The sequence below is a fragment of the Streptomyces sp. ICBB 8177 genome (assembly GCF_003144095.1).
GTDB lineage: Bacteria > Actinomycetota > Actinomycetes > Streptomycetales > Streptomycetaceae > Streptantibioticus_D.
The window spans coordinates 328,372-346,342 of the sequence record NZ_NSKH01000024.1; the positions used below are offsets into that span (position 1 = coordinate 328,372).

Below are 17,971 nucleotides of genomic sequence, written 5' to 3' on the forward strand. Positions count from 1 at the left end.
GGCCGGACCGCCCGACGCCCGAAGGCGGAGGTGGCGGTCCGGCCCGGAGGCGGTGCGGGCTCAGGCGCGCAGGTCGCGCATCCAGGCCTCGACGTCGGCGGAGCGGCGGGGCAGGGCGGCGGACAGATTGCGGTTGCCGTCCTCGGTGACCAGGATGTCGTCCTCGATCCGCACGCCGATGCCGCGGTACTCGGCCGGGACGGTCAGGTCGTCGGCCTGGAAGTACAGCCCCGGCTCGACGGTGAGGACCATGCCGGGCTCCAGGGTGCCGTCCACGTACGACTCGGTGCGCGCCTGGGCGCAGTCGTGGACGTCGAGGCCGAGCATGTGGCCGGTGCCGTGCAGGGTCCAGCGGCGCTGGAGGCCGAGTTCCAGGACGCGCTCGACCGGGCCCTCGACCAGGCCCCACTCGACCAGACGGGTGGCGAGCACGCGCTGGGCGGCGTCGTGGAAGTCGCGGTACTTCGCGCCGGGGCGCACGGCGGCGATACCGGCCTCCTGCGCCTCGTACACCGCGTCGTAGATCCTGCGCTGGAGGTCGGTGTACGTACCGGAGACCGGCAGGGTGCGGGTGACGTCGGCGGTGTAGAGGGTGGTGGTCTCCACGCCCGCGTCCAGCAGGAGCAGTTCACCGGAGCGCACCGGGCCGTCGTTGCGCACCCAGTGCAGCGTGGTGGCGTGCGGGCCGGCGGCGCAGATGCTGCCGTAGCCGACGTCGTTGCCCTCGACGCGGGCGCGCAGGAAGAAGGTGCCCTCTATGTAGCGCTCGGAGGTGGCCTCGGCACGGTCCAGGACCTTCACCACGTCCTCGAAGCCGCGGACGGTGGAGTCCACGGCGTTCTGGAGTTCGCCGATCTCCCACTCGTCCTTGACCAGGCGCAGTTCGCTCAGGAAGGCCTTGAACTCCTCGTCGCGCTCGGCGGTGACCTTGTCCGTGAGGGCGGCCTCGATGCCGGCGTCCTGGCCGCGCACGACGCGCACCGGACCGGTGGCGGCGGCGAGCCGCTCCGGGAGGGTGCGCACGTCCTCGCAGGGGATGCCGAGCAGCTGCGCGCCCTCGGCCAGGCTGTGGCGGCGGCCGACCCACAGCTCGCCCTGGCCGTCCAGCCAGAACTCGCCGTTCTCCCGGTCGGAACGCGGCAGCAGGTAGGCGGTCGCCTCGTGGCCGGTCGCGGTCGGCTCCAGCACCAGCACGGCGTCGTGGGTCTGGTCGCCGGTCAGGTGCACGTACTCGGACGAGGCGCGGAACGGGTACTCGGTGTCGTTGGACCGGGTCCGCAGGTTGCCCGCCGGGATCACCAGCCGCTCGCCCGGGAACCGCGCGGACAACGCGGCGCGCCGGCGCGCGGTGTGCGGCGCCTGGGCGATCGGCTCCAGGTCGCGCTGCTCGGTGTCCGCCCAGCCCGACTTCATCGAAGCCGCCAGCTCGTCGGAGACGGCCGGGTACAGGCCGTTCTTGCGCTGCTTGATGGGCTCGTCGCCCTCCGGGGTCTCCGGAGTCTCCTGGGCTCGGTCCTCGGCCACGTCAATGCCTCCTCGCACTAGACGCTCCCATCGTAAGCGCGTACGAGAAGACCCCTGCCGGGCCTGTGGACAACTCTCCGGAAACCGCTTCCCGTCAGGCAGGACGCGGATGCGGGGTGGGAGCGGCGGGCGGGGGGCCGGACCCGCGCGGGCGGACTCAGTCGAACCGGGCCGCCAGCAGCACCACGTCGTCCCCGGCCGTGGCGCCGCCCAGTGGGTCGCGGGCGTCCGCGTCGTCGCGCGGCGGCAGGCAGGCCCGCAGCACGTGGTCGACGAGGAGTTCGGGGTCCTCCAGCGCGGAGCGCGGGGCGTTGGCCGCGGCGGCGTGCAACATCGCGAAGGCCCGGTCGACCGGTTCGCCGGTGCGGTGCAGCAGCCCGTCGGTGTAGAGGAGGACGGTCTCGCCGCGGGCGGCGGTGAACTCGACGCTGGGCGCCTCCCAGCAACTGAGCATGCCCAGCGGCGCGGACAGCGTGGTCTCCACGTACTCCGCCCGGCGCGCGCCGACCACCAGCGGGGGGCAGTGCCCGGCTCCGGCCAGCAGCAGCTTGCGCCCGGCCGGTTCGACGTAGGCGAACAGCGCGGTGGCGCTGCGGGCCGGTTCCGTGACGCGCAGCAGCAGTTCGAGGTCGGACAGCACGGCGACCGGGTCCTCGCCCTCCATCACCGCGTACGCCCGCAGCGAGGCGCGCAGTCGGCCCATCGCGGCGATCGCGCTCGGCCCCGAGCCGGTCACGCTGCCGACCGACAGCCCGAGCGCGGCCTCGGGAAGCGGCAGCGCGTCGTACCAGTCGCCGCCGCCGTGCGCGGACGTGCGGTGCCGCACCGCCATCCGCACACCGGGCACCCGGGGCAGCCTGCTGGGCAGCAGTTCCTCGCGCAGGACGGCGACAGTGGAGTGGGCCCGGGCCAGGTCGAGCTGGCGGGCGATGTGCTCGGCCGCGTACCGCACGTACAGGCCCACGAGGTGGCGTTGGCGGTCGGTGGGGCGGGCGGGCTCGTCGTAGAGCCAGACGACGGCGCCGAGACGTGCGGAGGCGGTGGCCAGCCGCAGTCCGTAGCTGGCGGCGAACCCGAGCTGGGCGGCGACCTCGCGGTGGCGCGCGTCGAGCCCGTGCTCGTCGGCGAGGTCGGGGTGGATCATCTCGTCGCGGGCGTCGTCGGCCGCGCTGTCCAGCAGGTGTCCGTGGACGGCGGAGTCGGACGGCACGGTCTCGATCGTGCCGAGGTCGGAACGGAGCAGGCCGAAACCGAGCGAGGTGCGCGGGCCGAGTCCGTCGGAGGGGTGGAGCACGACGAGGCCGCGGCGGGCGCCCACCAGACCCGCGCCGGTGCGCAGCAGTTCGTGCAGCGCGGCGTCGAGAGTGGTGGTGGCGGTGAGGCGTTCGGTCAGTTCGTGCAGGGTGGTGAGGTCGGAGACCCAGGCCGCCAGCCGGTCCTGGATGACGGCGAGTTGCTCGAACGGCCGGACGATCTCCGCGAAGTCGTCGGGCGCCTGGGCGCTGCCGCCCGGGGCCGGCACGGTGCGGGTGACCAGGACGGTTCCGCTGGCCGTCGCGGCGGAGGGAGGCGGTGCGGGGACGGTGTCGGCCGGGGAACCGGCTTCGTGATCGGGCCGCTGCGCCTTCGCACGCGCGTCAGTGTCTGCGACATCGCTAATGGCCTGATCGATTCCGGCCACTTTCGGAAGGCGGGCCGCGGTCATGAGCGGGGGCTTCCCGGGCGAATCCGCACACCAAGCGAGATGCCCGGATTTCTCCTGTTTTGGCGGCATTTCAAAGCACCGATCGGGGTCGTCGGCGAACTGCCCTTTTCTGTCAATAGCATCGCAAACCCCCATGTCATGCTGCGCCGCTATCAATACCTCCCTTGTACACGCATGGAAGAGGACATGTCCAGGATTGCGCAGGTAGCCACAGGGGTGTCTCGCACACCACGCGCCCCGGCGGCGAACCGGGCGCCAACCGGCGTACGATGACCGAAAACAGCCTCCTCAGACGTCAATTCGCGGTCGACTGAGGGCATTCGACAGCGCGTCATATCCGCGTCGGCGGGTACGTACGAGGTGGGACAGGCAGCGAGGCCACCCGACCGGTCCGGTCTGTTTTCCGGCACCCCGGTCGGCCCTCCCGGCCGTACCGGCGGGAATCCGAGCCGGTCCGGGACGGGCTCGCGTCGCGGAACCGAAGCGGCGCCAAGTGGCAGGAACCCGTTGCCCGGCCCGCGCGTCCTACACGAAGACGGCCGGTTCACTGGCGGCGAGGCGGGGCCCGCTACACCTGCGGAACCATGGACGATCCAGCGCCACTGAGAGTCAAGAGCCATGTGAGCGCCACCCCCCGCCACGTTCCACGCTCGGGCCACGGCGTGATGCGCTGCCTTGCACGGCGGTGTGCTGCCCTCATGGGGGAGTCGCGGTACTGGTTGGTCGCGGTACTGGTTAGCGGTAACGGGCAGATCCAAGCGTTCACGGAAAGGAACGAGCGCTGATGCGCGAGATCCTCGGAAGGCGACGCAGGTGGTTCATGGGGTCCAGGCGGCAGAAGGGGACGCAGCCATGGGAGGCGGCGCTGCTGTGCGCCACGCGGTGGCGGTGGCCGGTGCTGCCGGGGGTGGGGCTCGACCGGCGCGCGGAGGCGCTCGGCGCGCGCGGCGCGGAGCGCGAGCGCACGGCCGCCTATCCGCCCGGCGAGGACGGCACGCCGCACGCGCCCGGCGACGGCCCGCCCGCGCGGGTCTGCGCCTGCCCGCACCCGGACTGCGCTGTTCCCGGCGCCCACCCGCACGACCCGGGGCTGCTGGCGGCCACCACCGACGCCCGGATGGTCGAGTGGTGGTGGACCCGGCGGCCTGACGCGCCCGTACTGCTCGCCACCGGTGGGCCGGTCTCGGCGGTCAGCCTGCCCGCCACCGCCGGCGTCCGCGCGCTGCGCACCCTGGAACGCATGGGGGTGCGGCTCGGCCCGGTCGTCGCCACGCCCACCCGCTGCGCGCTGCTCGTCGCGCCTTACGAGTTCGAGCAGTTGGGCGAGTTGCTCGCCCGGCACGAGTGGGTGCCGTCCTCGCTGCGGTACCACGGACGCGGCGGCTACCTGGTGCTGCCGCCGTCGCGGATCGCCTCCGGCGGCGTCGGCTGGGAGCGCGCCCCGCAGCCCGGCCCCGGCGGATCGGCGCCATGGCTGCCGAGGATCGAGGTCATCGTGGACAGCCTGGTGGCGGCGGGCACTCGGGAGCCGGACGAGAACCGCCTCGCGTACTGAGCGCTTCGGTGCGCGCGCCACCGCGCGCCCCCCGCGCTTCGGCGCGCGCCACTCCACGCTTCGGCGCGCGCACGTCACTTGGCGCCCGCGTGCGCGTCACCCTGCCCTCGGTGCGCGTCACCCTGCGCTTCTGTGCGCGCCGCGTCGCAAACCTTCCCTCGGTGATTCACTCGTACGAGTGCGAGAGTGGGTGCGGCGCGGGGCGGCGGCGTGATGATCGGCAGAACGGCGGGGCCTTCCGGTTATGTTCTGATCACCAAGCTCCCCCCGAGGTCGGGCAGGTGGTCCCCGTGGAACAGGCGCCGCATCTGCGCATGACCGCCCTCGCGAGCGTCGTGGCACTGGCCGCGATGCTCCCGCTCGGCGCCGCCACGCACAGCCGCGAGGCACCGCACGCTCACCGCGCGCCCACCGGGGGGACGGCCTGTGCGGATGCGGTGAACCCGGGTTCCGGAACCGGCGCGACCCCTGGTACGGTCCAACGCGCCCGGACATGGAAAGGCCCAGTCGCTGGCGACGGGGGATGCACCAGCGACCGGGCTCCAATCAACGGTAACAAGAGATGGGCCGTTCGCAAATTCGTCGACGGTCCCAAAGACCGTATTCGACGGGGAAATTGACGCCCTGTGACGGGAATCACGTCGTGGTGGGCGTGACGCGCCCGCCGGTCAGCTCAGGGTGATCTGCCGGTTCGCCAGACCGCTGCGGGCCCGCCGCTCCCCTGCGGTCAGCGCGGCGGACGAGGCCAGCGCCTCGCCGAGCCGTTCCTGGAAGGCGGCGGCGGGCTTCTCGATCTCGTCCGCGCGGGTGCTCACCGGCAGGTCCCACACCGGCACCATCAGGCCGTGCGCCCGGAACGACCCGACCAGCCGGGTGTCGTCGCCCAGCGAGGACGCACCGGCCGCGTGCAGCCGCGCCAGCGCGTCGAGCAGCTGTTCCTCGGGGTGCGGCATGACCCAGCGCAGGTGGTTCTTCTCCGGCGTCGCGCACCAGTACGCGGCGTCAACCCCGGTCAGCCGTACGGTCGGCAGCGCGGCCTCGTTCGCCCGCTCCAGGGAGGCGGCCACCTCGCCGGTCGCGTTCGCGGCCTCCTCCGGGCCGCCGATCCAGAACTCGAACCCGGTGTGCACCTGCGGCGTGAACGGCACGGAGGTGTCCAGCAGGTCCTGCAGCCGGGGCGAGGCGGGATCGGGCCGGCCGGCCTCCACGGGGTGGCCGGGTTCGGCGGTCAGCGCGCGGCGCAGCGTGCCGCCGAGGTCGCGGCTGAGGTCGCCGGAGGCGGTGTCGTTCTGCAACCCGAGCAGCACCTCGCCGGTGTCGCGGCGCAGCGCGGGCCACGCCATCGGCAGCACGGTCGCCAGCGTCACCGACGGCACGCCCTCGGGCAGCGGCTCCTTCAGCGTCAGCTCGGCCGTGGCGGCCGGGACCAGCTCGCGCAGCGCCACCCAGTCGCACTCCCCCGGCAGCCCCTCGAAGGGGCGGCGGACCAGCTCGGTGACGGCCTGCGCGGCCTCGCGGCCGTGGCAGGCCTTGTAGCGGCGGCCGGAACCGCAGGGGCAGGGCTCACGCGCCCCGACGACCGGAATCCGGCCGTCACCGCGCTGTGCTGCCGGACTGCGGTCCTTGGTGTGGGTGCGCTTCTTGGCCATGACTGGGTGTCTCCCGCGTGAGCGTTACGTGTCGGCGTGAGCCTAGTGCTCCGCGGGGCCCGGCCGACGCAGACGCGGTCCGGTGGCCGTCTCAGCCCAGGTCGTCGAGGAACCCGCCGAAGCGCGGCAGCGTGTCGCCGACCGCCGTGCCGAACAGTTCCGCGTCGGTGAAGCCGTCCGCCTTCAGCGGCGCCTCCGCCGGGACCGCGCCCAGCAACGACGACACCCCGCGCGGGGCGACGCCTTCGCGCCGCGCGTGCCGCCCGCGCACCGGAAGCACCGCCCAGACCGTCACCTCACCCGGTTCGTCCTTGACGCCCCAGTCCAGCGAGAGGGTGCCGACGATGCCGAGACCGCGGCCGCCGCGCGCGGTCAGCGAGGGAGAGGACGGCAGGGGGCGGGTCGGACCGCCGCCGTCGGTCACCTCCAGGGTGAGCAGGCCGTCGCCGTCGAACCGCCACGCGGCCCGTATCCCCGGCTCCCGATCGCCGTCGTCGATCGGTCTGCCGTGCCGGCACGCGTTGCTGAGCAGTTCGGAAATGATCAGAACCGCGTCGTCCACGACCGTGTCCGGCGCGCCACGACGGCACAGCTCCTCGCGCAGTCGTCGTCGCGCGTGCCCCACGCCCACCGGACCATGGGGCAGAGCCATGGTCGAGGACGTCGGCACCTCTTCGGCTACCACGAACGCCACCCCCGCTACCTCCTTCACCCCACGCCACGAATTGGATGCCCCGGGGAACTCGACCGGAAACAGGCCATTCACATTCCGTTGGCGCACTTTCACGGGGCGGACACGGCCGAACGCGCCGGAGTGCTCCTGCGGAGGGAACCGAAGTGCTCCCGCGGAGGGAAGCGGAGGGAAAAGGAGTGGCCACGGGGAGGGAAAGCGGAATCGGCGGAAGGCAAGGCCGAGGCCGCGGGCGGCGGACGGCAGACGGCGGACGGCGGGCGGCGAGGCCGGCGCGGGAAGCGGCCGGCAGCCGGCGGCGGCGAGTCCCGGGTGACAGAGGGCAGATGGCAGACGGCAGAAATGCCGTGGCACGAATGGCGGCCAACAGGCGGCAGACGGAAGACAGCAGGCGGAAGACGGCCGACTCAGACCGTGCGGCCGAGTTGGGCCAACACCTGCTTCGGGCGGTTGGTGATGATCGCGTCGACGCCGAGCCGTACGCACAACTCCACGTCACGCGGCTCGTCCACGGTCCACACGTGCACCCGGTGCCCGGCCCTGCGCAGTCGTGCCACGTAGCCGGGGCTGGCGCGCAGTACACGGACGCCGAGACCGGCGATGCCGACACCGACCGGAAGCCGCCCGTCCCGGTAACGCGGCAGTACGTAACTCATCAGGTAGACGGTCGGCAGCGTGGGCGCCGCCATGCGGACGCGGCGCAGGGAGCGCGGCGAGAAGCTCATCACCCGCACCTCGGGCCGGTCCCCGGGGCCGCCGCCCGGGCGGTCGAGGCCGAAGCGCCGCAACGTCTCCAGCAGGCGTTCCTCCACCTGCCCGGCCCAGCGCGTCGGGTGCTTGGTCTCGACGGCGAGGTCGACCCGGCGGCCGGAGTCGACGACGAGTTCCAGCAGGCGTTCCAGGGTCAGGACGGAGCTGCGTTCCGCCGGATCGGGTGTCCAGCGTTCCCAGTCGGGCGATTCGGCGGCGTCGTCGTCCGTCAGGCCGCCCGGCACTCCGTCCGGCGCGTCCGGGCCTCCCTTCCAGGAACCGAAGTCCAGGGCGGCGAGTTCGGACAGCTCCAGCGCGGAGACCGCGCCGCGGCCGTTGGACGTGCGGTTGACGCGGCGGTCGTGCACGCACACCAGGTGGCCGTCCGCGGTCAGCCGCACGTCGCACTCCAGCGCGTCGGCGCCGTCCTCGATCGCCTTGCGGTAGGCGGCCAGGGTGTGTTCCGGCTCCTCCTGGGACGCGCCGCGGTGCGCGACGACCTGAATGGCGGCGGCGGGCAGGGCCTCCCCGGCTGCGTACGCATAGCTCACCGGGCTATGGTGCCACCGCCGGACGGTCCCGGGCGGAGGCCGATCACGCGCGACTTGCCCGTAACGGCCGGTATGCCCGAACTGCCTGACCTAAACGGACCGGGCCGAGGGCGCGCGCCCTGCTTACGGTGGTCCGACACCCCGTGGGAAAAGCTGTCCACGGTTGTCTTTCCCCCCGGGCCGGTGTGCCCCGCGCACCGACCCGGGCCGTCCCAACTCACCGACCGATCGCGCATCTTCGAGGAGACACAGCTGTGAGCACCGAGAACGAGGGCGGCCTCCCGGCCTCCGGTCAGGACGGCACGTCCCGTCCCGCGGAGGGCGAGCCGGGCGTCTCGGAGCAGCCTCGCGAGACCGCTCAGATGCCCACCGTCCCCGCCGGGCAGCCGGCACCCCCCGCCGCCGGCACCCCCGAGGGCGGTCCGTACGCGGGCGCCCCGCAGGACCCGGCCGGGGCGCCGACGGCGCAGACGCCGCCCGTGCGGCCGTCCGCCTTCTCCGCGCCCCCTGCCCCCGGCGTCGCCCCGGCGGGCCCCTACGACGGCGGTCCGCAGGGCCCCCAGGCCCCGTACGGCGCCTACGCGCTCAGCCCCTCGCCCGAGCCGAAGCCCCGGCGCGGCGCGGCGGGGCTGGTGGCCGCGGTCATCGTGGCCGCGCTGGTCGCGGGCGGCGTCGGCGGCGGCATCGGCTACTGGGCGGCGAACCGCAGCGGCGACACGACGGTGTCGGCCAGCGCCAACCCCAAGGACCTGAACCGCGCGCCCACGTCGGTCGCCGGAATAGCGAACCGCGCGCTGCCCAGCGTCGTCACGATCAACGCCAGCGGCAGCCAGGAGAGCGGCACGGGCACCGGGTTCGTCTACGACACCCAGGGCCACATCCTCACCAACAACCACGTGGTCGCCCCGGCGGCGGACGGCGGCAAGCTCACCGTCACGTTCTCCGACGGCAAGACGTACAACGCCGAGGTCGTCGGGCGTGCCCAGGGCTACGACGTCGCGGTGATCAAGCTGAAGAACGCGGCCGGCGCAAAGCTGACGCCGCTGCCGCTCGGCGACTCCAACAAGGTCGCGGTGGGCGACGCCACGATCGCGATCGGCGCGCCCTTCGGCCTGTCCGGCACGGTCACCACGGGCATCGTCAGCGCCAAGAACCGCCCCGTCGCCTCCAGCGACGGCCAGGGGTCGCCCTCGTCGTACATGAGCGCGTTGCAGACGGACGCGTCGATCAACCCGGGCAACTCCGGCGGCCCGCTGCTGGACGCCAGCGGCGACGTGATCGGCATCAACTCCGCGATCCAGTCGACCAACAGCGGCGGCGGCGACCCGTTCGGCGGCGGCACGACGGCCCAGTCCGGCAGCATCGGCCTGGGCTTCGCCATCCCGATCGACGAGGCCCGTTACGTGGCCGACACGCTGATCAAGACCGGCACGCCGGTGTACGCGATCATGGGCATGTCGGTGAACATGAACTACGACGGCCAGGGCGCGCAGATCTCCACCAGCGGTGCGAACGGCGGCTCCGCGGTCACCGCGGGCGGCCCGGCGGACAAGGCGGGCCTGAAGCCGGGCGACGTCATCACGAAGTTCGGTGACACGCTCATCGACAGCGGCCCGACCCTGATCGGCGCGATCTGGCAGCACCGCCCCGGCGACCAGGTCCAGGTCACGTACGAGCGCGGCGGCAAGACCAGCACGACCACGGTCACCCTCGGCGAGCGCAAGGGCGACAGCGACTGACCCCGCCCGAACCGGCTAGGCTGTTCCCCGTCCCGGCGGCGCCCCGCGCCCCGGACGGGGAGGGTTGCCCGAGCGGCCTAAGGGAACAGTCTTGAAAACTGTCGTGGCGGCAACGCCACCGTGGGTTCAAATCCCACACCCTCCGCGCAGGTAGACGTTTTGCCAGGTGGGCGGGGGTCCCGGAGCAATCCGGGACCCCCGCCCACCTGTTCGTTGTCTCAGCTCGTACCGCCCATATCCCGGCGTCGACCAGCCCGTGTGGACCAGACGTGGACCAGGATCAGGCCCCTTCGCCCTCCTGCTCAGCGGCGCTCATGGCCTGGTCGATCAGGGCGTTCGCGTGCTCGCGGCGACCGTCGAGCACCTTCGCGTAGAACTTGTAGAGCACTGCCACGCTGTGGCCGGCGCGCCGGGCCGCCTCGGTCGGGTCCATCCCGCAGGCAAGCCAGAACGAGATCCCCGCCTTGCGCAGGCAGTACGGCACTCCGGCGAACGGCGTGGCGAGCTGCTTCTTGGTCAACGCAGCCTTCCGGACCTCCTTCCACACGCCCGTGTACTCGTTGCTGAGCACGATCCCGCCCTCGGCCGCTCGGAACAGCCGCCCGTCCGGGCCGACGCCGTACCGGGCGATGTGCGCGCGCAGCATCCGCACCAGCACCGGGGGAATCGGCACCTCGCGCACTGAGGACCGCGCCCGCTTCTTGAGCGCGCGTTCCTCGTACGACTTCCCGTCGTCCGTCCAGGCCGCGCCCACGCGGGAGGAACTGCCGGACAACAGCACGGTGCCCCAACCGATCTCCGGCAGAGTGCAGTCGGCGTCCTTGAGGTTCATCGCCTCGGCCGGGCGAGTGACGGCGTGGTAGATGCACCCGTAGAACGCCTGTAGGTGCTCACCGCGGGGCCCGACCGTTGCAGCGGCGTCGATGAGCGCGGTCGCCTGGCGAGGATTCGGGACGTAGCGCCAGTCGATTTCGTCGTCGGTGGGCGGCGGCGACCAGTCGACCGATGGCAGCGGGTTCTCCGTCAGCAGCTTGCGCGAAACGGCGTACCGCAAGGCATTGTTGAAGACGGTGCGGCGATTCGTGACCGTGCTGGGCGCGGTCGGCTTGCCGTTGAGCCGCGTGCTCATGGCCGTGAGCGCCAGTCTGAGGAGTTCGGGGTCGTCCTCCAATTCCGACACGGGCAGCGCCTTGGCCTCCAGCCAGGCCAGAGCGGCAGACAAGTCCGCGGACGCGGGCGGGCGGTGCTCGGAAAAGTTGAACGCGTAGCCGCTCAGTGCGCGCCGGAGGATCGTGGGCGGGGGCGTGCCCTTCGTGTCCTTCACCAGTGCGGCCGTGACGGACGCCAGGGCGTCGGCCCGCGTGGCGCGGCCTTTGGCGGAAGCGGCCACCCGCCACTTCATCTCGGCGTAAACCTTGGCGTGCTCGAACCACGTCGGTTGGGGTTTCTGGGTCTGGGCGTCCATTTCCGACTTCGGCAAGCCGGTTTCCACGTCGAAGAGTTCGCCGCGCTGTCGCGCGGACAGCAACTGGGCGCGGCGGCCGTCAGCTTGGGTCTTCGTGGCGTAGCTCTTGCTGTGCGACTGGGGCCCGACTTTCCAGCGGACCATGTAGGGAGAGGGGCGTTCCGGCCGGTGCCGGAGGGCGTGAATCTTCACGTCGAGGGTGAGCACGGTGGTGTTCTCCGGGCGAAGAAGCGGGGCCCGGATCGCTCCGGGCCCCGCGACGATCGGGCGGTCAGACAGCGGTCTGCTCACAGGCGGCGAGCCACAGGTCCAAGTCCGCCTGGCGGAACCGGATCTGGCCGTTGGGGAGCTTGACCATGCGGGGCGCCTTGCCGCGGGCGCGGAGGCGGTAGAACGCGGCGCGGGACATGTCGAGTTCGGCGAGGACTTCGGGGAGGCGGAGCATCTTGGGCTGGCGGGCGGCGGGCACCGGTACTCCTTCGTCGGATCGTCGGCGCTGGCGGGCTTTCGGGCGCTCTGGAGAATCCGCCACGTCCGCCACGCCGCCACACCGCAGGTCAGAGGGTGTGATCGCGTGGCGGATACGTGGCGTGTGGCGGATTGGTGCCGCTACGCGGCGGGGCCGGTGGTGGCGGTTCCCTCGGGGGCGTGGCGGATCTCGGAGGGGCTTTCCGCCACGGATTCACCCCCGCTGACCTGCGGTGTGGCGGACGTGGCGGACGTGGCGGATTTCTGAGGGGGTGGGGGGCAGTAACGGGCCCAGGCGTCGGCGAGGTCTTCGGCGTAGTAGCCCTTGGGGAACCCGGAGGTGGTCCGGATGCCGCGGGGCTTGATGGGCTTGCCCGCCTCGGTGACGTAGCTGCTGAGCATCTTCGACAGGGCCCTGGGGGTGAGGGGCTTGCCGTTGAAGTCGCACCAGGGCGCGTCGTCCATACCGTTGAGGACTTCGAGGACGACGACGGTGGGAATGCGTTCGGCTCCGCAGAACACCAGGTCACGCAGGTCGGTCAACAGGCGGATACCGAGGGAGGCTTCGTCGTCCACGGTCGCGGCGGCGACCAGTTCGACGCAGGCGGCGCGGGCGCGCTGAGGCCAGGTTCCACCTGCGGCATCGGCGATGGCGAGCAGGGGTTCCCACACGTCGGCGGGCCGGTCGGTCACGCCCTCGGGCATGGTCGGCCAAGTGCCTTCCACGGTCGCGCGGGCAGTCTCGGCCCAGCGGCCGAGGCGGTCGCGCAGGGCGTGGCCTTCCTTCTCGTGGACGCGCTGCCGGTAGGGCTCCACGCTCTCGTTCGGCGCCCGGCGGCGCATGCGGACGATGACCGAGCGGGTCAGGATCGTGTCGGGCAGCGAGCCGAGTCCGGCCATGGCGACCGCGCAGTACGAGGGAAACGCCTGCACGCTCTGAGAACTCCCGTCGCCGACGCACCGGTACGTGACACCGGAGCGGCGGTGCCCGGCGTTGAGGAACCCGCGCAGTTCCTCGTTCTCCCCCGCCTTCGGGCCGAATACGGTGTCGATCTCGTCAAACAGGATGGTCGGGCGTCCGTCCATGCCGGATACCGCGCGAAAGAGCGCGGCCGGGGAGGCGTTGACCGCCACCATCGGCTGCGGCACGAGCGTTTCCACGATCTCCAGCGCCCGCGACTTGCCGGACCCGGGCTCCGGGGAGAGGAAGGCCAGGCGCGGGGTGGAGTCGAAAGCGTCGAGCATGTGGGCGTGCGCGTCCCACAGCGCCACGGCGACGTACGCGGCCGGGCCAGGAAAGACGTTGAAGCGGCGGTGGAACGCCTCGATCTCGTCAAGCAGCGCGGCGCCGTCCTCGGGCGTGGTGCTCACAGTCGGGCCTCCCTTCGGTGCTGGTCGTGCTGGCAGTGCGCAGCGGGCAGGCGGTGCGGTGGTCGGCGTGGGCGGCGATGAGGGCTTGGACCTGGCGGACACCGACCGCGGTTTCGTCCCGGCCGCAGGCGCACCAGGAGTGGGCCGTGGGCTGGTCGGTGCGGTAGCGCGGGGCGATCACGTGCAGCCACGCCACCGGGGCCCGAACGATGGTGACTTGGCGCGGGTCAGGGCGAAGTGCAGAGCGGACGCCCTGACGGGCGACGACCTTCGGCCCGCCCACGCCCGCCCGGACCCCGGCCAGTTCGGCGGGGCGCGGCTGGTCCGGGGTGGCGGTGATGCTTTTCAGGCGGGGGGCGGTCATGCGGTCCGCCTCGGACGTGCGGTGCGCAGGGACCAGTCGAGGGCGCTTCGGATGGTGGCGCGGCACTCGGACGCCGGCAGTCCGGCCGACTCGCCCGCCGCCTGAAAAGCCTCCTCGACGGTGGCGCGGTCGAGGTCTCCCCACGCCACGAAGCGACCCAACGCCCTCACAGCACGCAGGAGTTCGGCGTTCCGCCCACCCTCGGTGGTCGCGGCCACGGTGGCGGCCTCGCGGTCGAGGACCACGTTCGCCAGGCGCCCGGCGTCCCGCGCGGGGGCAGGCCGGAGCGGCAGCACGGCAGGCTGCTGCGGAGTGGTGAGGGCGGTGTGGAGCCAGGCGGGGAGTTCGGCGACCGGCTGGTCGTCGTCCAGGACCGTGTACGGGCCGGTGGGCGTGATGCTGCCGGGCGCGGCGACCTGTCCGCCCCACGCGCGGGTGTCGACCTTCGGGGCGAGGGTGCCGGCGGTGTTGTGCAGCCGGGTGCCGGGTGGGGTGGTGAAGTACAGGTGGCGTCCGCCGCTCGCGGTCCGGATCGTGCGGGTGGTGGGCACGGGCTGTCCGGCGCGCTCGCAGAGCGCCAGGAAGTTCGCCACGCCGTCAGGCGTGCCCTTCTCGTCGTTGGGCTTGAGCGTGTCGAGATCCACCACGACCAGCCCGGCGGGGCCGGTGGCGATGCCGACGTTGAACGGGCCCGCCGTCCAGCAGCGTTGGATGCGCTCGGGGTCGAGGGTGGCGCGCTGCTCGAACGTACGGTGCCCGCCCGCGCAGTCACCGGTTCCGGGACAGCGGCGCGCGCCGTGCAGGGCGGGGGCCTTCCCGCCAGGGCGGAGGGGGATGACGGGCCAGCCGCGTTCGGCGGCGGTCAGGGCGGCGTTGAGAAGAGCATTCACGCTGCGACCGCCTTGGTGTCGAGGCGGGCGAGCGCTTGTTGGCCGATCCAGTGGGCGTAGCCGGGTGGGATGGCCTCGCAGACGCCCTTGATGGTGGTGATCCAGGGGGTGCCCATGGCGTGTGCGGCGGCGCGTTGCCATGCGCGGGAGTGGCGGCCGCCGGTGATGGTCATGAACGGCTTCGCCTCGGTGGGGAGGTAGCCGTTGCGGGTGCACAGGGCCCTGTGCTCGGGGTGGACTGGCGCGGAGAGCGGGAACGAGGTCTCGAACAGCCGGTGCCGGTACATCCGGAGGCCGAACATCGGCCCGCACAGCATCACCGGGTCGAGCAATTCGGGGCGCGCGGCTTCCACGTTCTCGATGACGTACGGACGGCCGATGGCTCGCATGGCCTGTCGGGTGGGGGCGATGAGGTCCGGATAGGCCTTGTGGTTGTAGGCGTTCAGCGGCGTGTAGAGCTGGCAGGGCGGTGAGGCGTGGATCAGGTCGAACTCGCCGCCGTGGGCGTGCAGGTAATCGATCGCGTCCGCGTGGACGAAGGTGAACGGGTACTCGGTGGAGCACTCGGCATCGACATCGACGCCGACGACGTCGAACCCGGCGAGGTGGTAGCCCATGGCCATACCGCCTCGGTGACAGAACAGGTCCAGGACGCGTGGCCGATCGGCGCGTGGTCGCGGGATCGGGATGGGATGGGTCATGCTGAAGACCTCCATCAGGTTGGGTGGAGAAGGGCGGGCCGTCGCTTGTGGAGAGGGGCGGCCTGCCCGGCCGTTAGCGCCATCGCCGGATCCGTACCGGGTGGTGAGGCGCCTGGTAATGGGTGCCGGCCGCGCGTACGGCGGCCGGGGCGAAGGTTATTCGTGTGGGTGTTGTCAGTGGTGCCCGATACGTTGATCTAGGGCGCCCGGGAGAATCCCGGCGTGTGGCTTCGTCGTGCCTGTTGGGAGGACTCATGGCGGCGTGGTTGGTGCTGGCGAAGGCCGGGAGTAAGCGGATCAGCGAGGGCTACGACGACAACCCGGAGACGCACTACAGCTGGGACGACACCGTGCCCAATCACGGGGCACTCCAGGTTGGTGACGTGATCGCGTTGTGGGACGCCACCACGCTGCTGGGGTTGTCTGTGATCGAACAGATCGAGGTAGGCGAGGGGGAGAAGGAGACCCCGTACTGCCTGGCGTGTGGCAAGGCGGACGTGGCCGAGCGCAAGCAGAAGTTGCCGCGGTTCGTGTGCTGGAACCAGGCGTGCAAGCACGAGGCCGACGAGGCCGGCTGGAAGCACAAGAAGGTGGTCACCTACCGCAGCCGGCACGAGGCGGGGTGGATCGCGGCACGTGGTGCGCTGACCGCCGCCCAGCTGCGGGCGTTGTGTGTGAAGCCCGCCTCGCAGAACTCACTGCGGGAGCTGCGGTGGGACGACTTCCGCCACGCGTTGACGCACGGCGGGGCCCCGCTGCCGTTGCGGATCATCGACACCACACAGAAGGTCATCGCCGGCGGGCACGGCACCGCCACGATCCGAGTGCGCAAGGGTCAGCCGGCTTTCCGCAAGGGGCTGTTGAGCGAGTTCGGCGAGGTGTGCGCGTTCACCGGATCGGCGCCGGCGGAGGCGTTGGACGCCGCCCACCTGTACAGCTACGCGGGCAACGGCAAGCACCACAAGGGCGGCGGACTGCTTCTACGCAGCGACCTGCACCGGCTGTTCGACCTGGGCCTGATCGCCGTCAACCCGCAGGACAAGACGCTCCACCTGGCCGACAGGCTCAAGGCATACCCGGACTACGCCAAGCTCCATGGTGCCCCGCTCAGCGTGACCATCACCAGCCATCACGTCGCCTGGCTGGCCAAGCACTGGGACATGCACCGCCCGAACACGCCGCCCACCGGCATCCCCCAGCAGACCATCCCCACGCAGACCGCGCTCGCCTAACCCGGACACCCGCCAGCCCAGAGGCAGTCGAACGGGTCGACACGCCTGGGCCAACGGAGCGGGGACGGCCACCTCGCCTGGAAGCGCGGCCGTCCTGTCCGAGGTCAACGGCTGGTGCCGAATTGACGCTTCAGCTGTTCGCCCAGTCGGTCGTGGGCGGCAAGGAGGGCCCAGTCGAAGGTGTCCTCGGGGTCCTCGGTGAAGCGGTGCAGAGCAACGGCGGCGGCCACGATCACGTCGCACAGCTCAACCGCCACGTCGGATGGCGTGTGGGTGACGCCCTTACGCGGGTTCTGGCCGCTTGCGCCGATGTACGCCTGGAACGCTTCACCGGCTTCCTCGCCGATCTTGAGCAGCCGCAGGGCGGTCTCCTGCGCGTCGTCCGGGTTGCGCGAGTCAAGCCAAGCGTTGACGCGGCGAGCGTGCTGCCAGAGGCTGATGGCCGAGGATCGGACGGGTGTCGGGTCGGTGGGTACCTCGGGCATGAGGCGAGTCCTCCTGTCAGGTAGTGGGGTTGGTGCACGGCCAGCAGGTGCCGAGGCTGCGCGAGATGACGTAGCCGCGGTCATGACCACAGGCCGGGCAGGTGCGGCGCGCGGTCATGGCAGCGGCGAGCGCCTGCCACCGGCCCGCCGTCATCGGTCGGACAGGCAGGGCGCGAGTGGTGTCGTAGAGGAGAGCGAAGCGCTGTCCGCGGCGCCAACGGATCTCCGCGACCGGATCGGCGCCACCAGGCCGCAGTCCGGCGGCGCGCAACTGGCGGCGGGTGGCGAGTCCGTCAGGCGCGCATCGGTAGCGGTAGACGGGGAGGGCGGCCACGGCAGCTCCTTCCGGATCGTGGCCGTGACGGGGCAAGGGCGTGTGCTCACCGTTCCAGCAAGTGGAAGGGGAAGGGCTCGCGTTCCATGCGCACGCCCCAGTCGCGGATCCAGTACCAGTGGAACGGGAACGAGTCGGAGCCCAGCTCCATCAGGGCGATGGCCCGGTGGTGGCCGTCGGCGACGTAGATGTCGAAGTGGCGGTCATCGACGCCGAGGGTGATCGGGACGCGCAGGCCCTTCTTCGGGATCGACTGCACCAGCTCATCGACGCGCGCTCGGTGCTTGGGGCGGGTGGCGAAGTGGCGCTGCGCGTGGGCCCACTTGCGGTACTCGATGGGGCGGATCTGCTGGTCGTTGAGGAACGAGGTCTTCATCTGCCCGCGGTACAACACGACTTCTCCATCGTCACTGTGTGTGCAAGGAAGGGAGGGCAGGGGGCGGCCCGACAGCGGTCTCAGGGGGCCGAAGGCCATGGGGCACGGTGGCCTCCCCTGC

The 17,971-nt window shown here is 72.0% G+C and carries 17 protein-coding genes and 1 tRNA gene; 4 read left to right on the forward strand and 14 right to left on the reverse strand.

Annotation, left to right across the window (positions count from 1 at the left end):
- Positions 1 to 60: 60 nt before the first annotated feature.
- Both CK485_RS27770 and CK485_RS27775 read right to left on the reverse strand, forming a co-directional pair.
- The gene (locus CK485_RS27770; RefSeq protein WP_199239548.1) at positions 61 to 1,524 is read right to left on the reverse strand and encodes an aminopeptidase P family protein; all 1,464 of its coding nucleotides are present in this window, start codon (positions 1,522 to 1,524) and stop codon (positions 61 to 63) included.
- Between the two features lie 157 nt (positions 1,525 to 1,681).
- Complete coding sequence (locus CK485_RS27775) at positions 1,682 to 3,229, reverse strand: PP2C family protein-serine/threonine phosphatase (RefSeq protein ID WP_109454671.1); 1,548 nt, start codon at positions 3,227 to 3,229, stop codon at positions 1,682 to 1,684.
- Between the two features lie 784 nt (positions 3,230 to 4,013).
- On the opposite strand from CK485_RS27775, the gene CK485_RS27780 reads away from it, so the two are divergent.
- Entirely contained in the window at positions 4,014 to 4,784 is a 771-nt protein-coding gene (locus CK485_RS27780; RefSeq protein WP_109454672.1) for a bifunctional DNA primase/polymerase, read from the forward strand.
- Positions 4,785 to 5,452: 668 nt separating this feature from the next.
- Here the strand turns inward: CK485_RS27780 and CK485_RS27785 are convergent.
- The 3 genes from CK485_RS27785 to CK485_RS27795 form a co-directional block, all read right to left on the reverse strand.
- Positions 5,453 to 6,433 carry a DUF5926 family protein gene (locus CK485_RS27785; protein WP_109454673.1) on the reverse strand — a complete coding sequence of 327 codons (981 nt, stop codon included), beginning with the start codon at positions 6,431 to 6,433 and terminating at the stop codon, positions 5,453 to 5,455.
- 91 nt (positions 6,434 to 6,524) lie between these two features.
- Complete coding sequence (locus CK485_RS27790) at positions 6,525 to 7,127, reverse strand: ATP-binding protein (protein ID WP_199239549.1); 603 nt, start codon at positions 7,125 to 7,127, stop codon at positions 6,525 to 6,527.
- A gap of 404 nt (positions 7,128 to 7,531) precedes the next feature.
- Complete coding sequence (locus tag CK485_RS27795; RefSeq protein ID WP_109454674.1) at positions 7,532 to 8,425, reverse strand: glycerophosphodiester phosphodiesterase; 894 nt, start codon at positions 8,423 to 8,425, stop codon at positions 7,532 to 7,534.
- 254 nt (positions 8,426 to 8,679) lie between these two features.
- On the opposite strand from CK485_RS27795, the gene CK485_RS27800 reads away from it, so the two are divergent.
- Together CK485_RS27800 and CK485_RS27805 are read left to right on the forward strand one after the other, a co-directional pair.
- Positions 8,680 to 10,164: a trypsin-like peptidase domain-containing protein gene (locus CK485_RS27800; protein ID WP_109454675.1), complete on the forward strand. Its 1,485-nt coding sequence runs from the start codon at positions 8,680 to 8,682 to the stop codon at positions 10,162 to 10,164.
- A 58-nt stretch (positions 10,165 to 10,222) separates the two neighbouring features.
- Positions 10,223 to 10,309, forward strand: a tRNA-Ser gene (locus tag CK485_RS27805).
- A gap of 135 nt (positions 10,310 to 10,444) precedes the next feature.
- Here the strand turns inward: CK485_RS27805 and CK485_RS27810 are convergent.
- The 6 genes from CK485_RS27810 to CK485_RS27835 all read right to left on the reverse strand — a co-directional run bounded on the left by CK485_RS27810 (position 10,445) and on the right by CK485_RS27835 (position 15,423).
- Entirely contained in the window at positions 10,445 to 11,836 is a 1,392-nt protein-coding gene (locus CK485_RS27810; RefSeq protein ID WP_109454676.1) for a site-specific integrase, read from the reverse strand.
- Positions 11,837 to 11,900: 64 nt separating this feature from the next.
- Positions 11,901 to 12,074 carry a helix-turn-helix domain-containing protein gene (locus CK485_RS27815; RefSeq protein WP_109454801.1) on the reverse strand — a complete coding sequence of 58 codons (174 nt, stop codon included), beginning with the start codon at positions 12,072 to 12,074 and terminating at the stop codon, positions 11,901 to 11,903.
- Positions 12,075 to 12,238: 164 nt separating this feature from the next.
- Positions 12,239 to 13,468, reverse strand: coding sequence for a DUF3631 domain-containing protein (locus CK485_RS27820; protein ID WP_109454677.1), 1,230 nt, complete (start codon positions 13,466 to 13,468; stop codon positions 12,239 to 12,241).
- Positions 13,431 to 13,832 (reverse strand): hypothetical protein, encoded by a 402-nt coding sequence (locus tag CK485_RS29935; RefSeq protein WP_241968649.1) that lies wholly within the window; start codon positions 13,830 to 13,832, stop codon positions 13,431 to 13,433. Before CK485_RS29935 ends, CK485_RS27820 begins: the two co-directional genes overlap by 38 nt.
- Entirely contained in the window at positions 13,829 to 14,722 is an 894-nt protein-coding gene (locus CK485_RS27830; RefSeq protein ID WP_109454678.1) for a bifunctional DNA primase/polymerase, read from the reverse strand. The genes CK485_RS29935 and CK485_RS27830 overlap by 4 nt, the downstream gene beginning before the upstream one ends.
- Positions 14,719 to 15,423, reverse strand: coding sequence for a DNA cytosine methyltransferase (locus CK485_RS27835; RefSeq protein ID WP_109454803.1), 705 nt, complete (start codon positions 15,421 to 15,423; stop codon positions 14,719 to 14,721). The genes CK485_RS27830 and CK485_RS27835 overlap by 4 nt, the downstream gene beginning before the upstream one ends.
- A 254-nt stretch (positions 15,424 to 15,677) precedes the next feature.
- On the opposite strand from CK485_RS27835, the gene CK485_RS27840 reads away from it, so the two are divergent.
- Positions 15,678 to 16,655, forward strand: a complete 978-nt coding sequence (locus CK485_RS27840) for an HNH endonuclease signature motif containing protein (protein ID WP_241968650.1) — start codon at positions 15,678 to 15,680, stop codon at positions 16,653 to 16,655.
- A 104-nt stretch (positions 16,656 to 16,759) separates the two neighbouring features.
- On the opposite strand, the gene CK485_RS27845 is transcribed toward CK485_RS27840, so the two are convergent.
- From CK485_RS27845 to CK485_RS27855, 3 genes are read right to left on the reverse strand one after another with little or no spacing between them, the layout of a single operon-like run.
- Positions 16,760 to 17,140, reverse strand: a complete 381-nt coding sequence (locus CK485_RS27845) for a MazG-like family protein (protein ID WP_199239550.1) — start codon at positions 17,138 to 17,140, stop codon at positions 16,760 to 16,762.
- Positions 17,141 to 17,156: 16 nt separating this feature from the next.
- A complete protein-coding gene (locus CK485_RS27850; protein WP_109454679.1) occupies positions 17,157 to 17,474 on the reverse strand; it encodes an RRQRL motif-containing zinc-binding protein in 318 nt (105 codons plus the stop codon).
- A gap of 46 nt (positions 17,475 to 17,520) precedes the next feature.
- Positions 17,521 to 17,850: a ParB N-terminal domain-containing protein gene (locus tag CK485_RS27855; protein ID WP_158288258.1), complete on the reverse strand. Its 330-nt coding sequence runs from the start codon at positions 17,848 to 17,850 to the stop codon at positions 17,521 to 17,523.
- Positions 17,851 to 17,971 lie beyond the last annotated feature (121 nt).